A 3,817-nucleotide genomic window follows, 5' to 3' on the forward strand; every position below is an offset into this window, starting at 1 on the left:
ACCCCGGCCCCGGGCAACGCCCGACCCGAATCCTCGACCCCGGCGCCGACGACTCTGGGGAGCCCCGCCCCGCCGGATTCGCCTGCCAGTCCTTCTCCTCGCTCTCGCTCGACCCGCCCCTCGTCGTCTTCATGGTCGGCCGTACGTCGACGACCTGGCCCCGGATCGCCCGCGCTGGCGTCTTCTGCGTGAACGTACTCGGCGCGGATCAGGGCGAGTTGTGCCGACGCTTCGCGGTGAGCGGCTCGGACAAGTTCGCCGGTGTCGCCCACGACCCGGCCCCCGTCACCGGCTCGCCCCGCCTCGCCGGCGCCGCCGCCTGGATCGACTGCGCGATCCACGCCGTGCACCCCGGAGGGGACCATCTGATCGTGGTGGGCCGGGTGGAGGCGCTGGGCACGCCCGACGCGGCGAGCGCGCCCCTTCTGTTCCACCGGGGCCGCTTCGGCGGCTTCACGGCAGGGTGAAACACCCTGCGGCTTCACAACCGGCTGAGCCACCCCGCGACTTCACGACCGGCTGAGCCACCCCGGCCTCACCCCACCGCCACGACCGCCCCGCCGCCGATCACCACGCACCCGGCGGCCAGCGCGCCCCACGAGAGGATCGCCGCGCAGGGCTGTACCGGCCGGCCCGCCCGGGCCCGTACGACGGTGACGTGCACCGCCAGGGCCGGGGGCAGGGCCACGGCGTAGAGCCCGAGTCCCGCGAGGTGCCAGGCGGGGACGGCCAGGGCAGGGAGGACCCACAGGGTGCAGGCGGGCGGGATCCACCACCAGGCGGTGCGGCCGGTCAGCTGCCGCGCGGTCCAGTGGGCGAGGCGCACCGCCGGGACGACGTACGCGGCGGTCAGCACGCCACCGGCGAACAGGATCAGCACGAGCATCAGCGGAACGACCGCGAGGGCCGCGAAGGGCTCCCCGCCGCCGGGGCCCGCCTGAGCCGCGAGCGCGGCCACGAACAGCGCGGCGCACACCAGCGCGCCCTCGACCCCGAGCACGGCCATGGACACCGCCGACGGTTCGGCGCTCCCGCGGGCCACGCCCTCGCCCGTCGTCTCTGCCTTCGCCATGGACATCACCAGCACCCTCCCCGCCTAAAGGGAGTGTGCCCGCCCCGAAACGGTTGCGCCCGCCCCACCCGGGAACCGCCGCAGGGCGGGTTCCGCCCCGGAACCGCCGTACGTCAGGCCCCGGCCACCGCGACCGTCCCGCTGCCCGAGGGCACGGTGGGCCGGCGGCGGCGGATCACCAGCGCCATCAGCGCCGCCACCGCGCACAGCGCGCCGGAGGCGTACCAGACGACGTCGTACTCGCCGAAGGTGTCGCGGGCGAGGCCGCCGAGGAAGGCGACGAGGGCGGCGCCGACCTGGTGGGAGGCGAGGACCCAGCCGAAGACGATGGCGCTGTCGTCGCCGTAGTGCTCACGGCACAGGGCCATGGTGGGCGGGACGGTGGCGACCCAGTCGAGGCCGTAGAAGACGATGAAGAAGATCATCGGGAGATGCACGGAGGGGGCCAGCAGATACGGCAGGAAGAGGAGGGAGAGGCCGCGGAACGCGTAGTACACGGCCAGCAGCCGCCGCGGCTCGTAGCGGTCCGTGAGCCAGCCCGAGGCGATCGTGCCGACGACGTCGAAGACGCCGATGACGGCCAGCAGGGAGGCCGCCGCGGTGATGGGCATGCCGTGGTCGTGGGCGGCGGGCACGAAGTGGGTCTGGATGAGGCCGTTCGTGGAGGCCCCGCAGATCGCGAAGGTGCCGGCGAGCAGCCAGAACGGCCCGGTCCGCACCGCCGAGAGGAGGACCCGGATCGTCCTGCGCGCCGCCCCCGGCACGGGCGCCGGCTTGGGCACGAACTCCGTCGCCCCGTACGGCTTCAGCCCCACGTCCGCCGGATGGTCGCGCAGCAGCAGCCAGACGAAGGGGACGACGGCCAGGGCGGCGAGGGCCACGGTGACGGCGGCGGGCCGCCAGTCGTGTTCCGCGACGATCCAGGACAGCAGCGGCAGGAAGATCAGCTGCCCGGAGGCCGAGGCGGCCGTCAGGATGCCCGAGACCAGGCCACGCCGCTCGGTGAACCAGCGGTTGGTGACCGTCGCCGCGAACGCCAGCGCCATCGAGCCGGAGCCGAGCCCCACGAGCAGTCCCCAGCAGAGCATCAGCTGCCAGGCCGAGGTCATCCACACCGTCGAGCCGGCGCCGACCGCGATCACCGTGAGGGCCACCGCGACCACCCTGCGGATACCGAAGCGGTCCATCAGCGCGGCGGCGAACGGCGCCGTCAGCCCGTACAGCGCCAGGTTGATCGACACGGCGGACGCGATCGTGCCACGGGACCAGTGGAACTCGTCGTGCAGCGGGTCGATCAGCAGACCCGGCAGGGAGCGGAAGGCCGCCGCGCCGATGATCGTCACGAAGGTGACGGCCGCGACGAACCATGCGCGGTGCACTCGGGAGGACTTCGCGGGGCGGGACTCGTGGGGCTGCTGATCGGTGGTGGTGCGGGCGAGCGCGGGTGCGTCGTCGGCTCTCTGCGTCATGCCGACAAGCTTCGGACCTGCGATCTTCCAGAACGAGCGGCCCGAAGGACAGCATTCGTTAGGATCGGGCCATGACCCCGGAGCCACCCCGCAAGCCCACCGGGCCCGGTGCCCGGCACCGTGTCGTCGTGCTTGCCCTGGACGGGCTGCTGCCGTTCGAGCTGGGGATCCCGCAGCGCATCTTCGGCATGGCGCGGGGCCCGGACGGCCGCCGCCTGTACGACATCGTCACCTGCTCGATCCGGCCGCCGGGCCCGGTGGACACGGATGCCGACTTCGCCGTCCTCATCGCGAACGGGCCGGAGGCCCTCGCGACCGCGGACACGGTGGTGGTGCCCGCCTCGCACGAGCTGGGCCCGGTCTACGAGGACGGCGTCCTCACCCCGGAACTGGCCGCCGCCCTCGCCCACATCCGCCCCCGCACCCGGCTCGTCTCCATCTGCACCGGCGGCTACGTCCTGGCCGCCGCCGGCTTCCTCGACGGCCGCCCGGCGACGACGCACTGGGCCCACGCCGAGCACTTCCAGCGGCTGTTCCCGAAGGTGAGGGTGGACGCCGACGTGCTGTTCGTCGACGACGGCGACGTCCTCACCTCGGCGGGCGTCGCCGCCGGCATCGACCTGTGCCTGCACCTCGTCCGGCGCGACCACGGCACCGCCGTCGCCAACGACGTGGCCCGCCGCACGGTGGTGCCGCCGCACCGGGACGGCGGTCAGGCCCAGTACATCCAGCGGCCCGTGCCCCAGCCGCAGGCCGCCGGGACGACCGCCGCCCGCGCCTGGGCCCTCGCCCGTCTCCACGAGCCGATCCAGCTGCGCGACCTGGCCCGGCAGGAGTCCCTGTCGGTGCGTACGTTCACACGCCGCTTCCGTGAGGAGGTCGGGGTCAGCCCCGGCCAGTGGCTGACCCGGCAGCGCGTCGAACGGGCCCGCCACCTCCTGGAGTCCACCGACCTGTCCATCGACCAGATCGCCCGCGACGCGGGGTTCGGCACCGCCCAGTCGATGCGCCAGCACCTCCAGGGCGCCCTGGGGGTGACCCCGACGGCGTACCGGCGCACGTTCCGCTCGGGCGGAGCGACACCGGCCCCTCAGCGACAGCCCTGACCGCGGCTCCGGCGGCGGCACCCGTCCGCCGTCACCCGGCCCCGCCGGCGCCGCGGTCAGGTCCTCACCCGACCCCGTCGAGCAGCAGCCTCGCGGCCACCGCCGCCCCGTCGGCGCGGACCGCGGCGGCGGTGGCCGCGAAGCTGCTGCTCGACGGGGTCGGGTGAGGA

General features: G+C 74.4%; 4 protein-coding genes. 2 read left to right on the plus strand and 2 right to left on the minus strand.

Annotation, left to right across the window (positions count from 1 at the left end; genetic code table 11):
- The coding region (locus AOK23_RS42280) for a flavin reductase family protein (RefSeq protein ID WP_169800392.1) at positions 1-467 on the plus strand (467 nt) is incomplete at its 5' end.
- 68 nt (positions 468-535) lie between these two features.
- Here the strand turns inward: AOK23_RS42280 and AOK23_RS42285 are convergent.
- Positions 536-1,072, minus strand: a complete 537-nt coding sequence (locus AOK23_RS42285; RefSeq protein WP_055717695.1) for a hypothetical protein — start codon at positions 1,070-1,072, stop codon at positions 536-538.
- Between the two features lie 113 nt (positions 1,073-1,185).
- On the minus strand, positions 1,186-2,541 hold the full coding sequence (locus AOK23_RS42290) for an MFS transporter (RefSeq protein ID WP_055717693.1): 1,356 nt from the start codon (positions 2,539-2,541) through the stop codon (positions 1,186-1,188).
- Positions 2,542-2,612: 71 nt separating this feature from the next.
- Here AOK23_RS42290 and AOK23_RS42295 point away from each other — a divergent pair, with 71 nt between their 5' ends.
- Positions 2,613-3,647: a GlxA family transcriptional regulator gene (locus tag AOK23_RS42295; protein ID WP_055717694.1), complete on the plus strand. Its 1,035-nt coding sequence runs from the start codon at positions 2,613-2,615 to the stop codon at positions 3,645-3,647.
- Positions 3,648-3,817 lie beyond the last annotated feature (170 nt).

Origin of the sequence: Streptomyces torulosus (assembly GCF_001419765.1) — a bacterium.
GTDB lineage: Bacteria > Actinomycetota > Actinomycetes > Streptomycetales > Streptomycetaceae > Streptomyces > Streptomyces torulosus.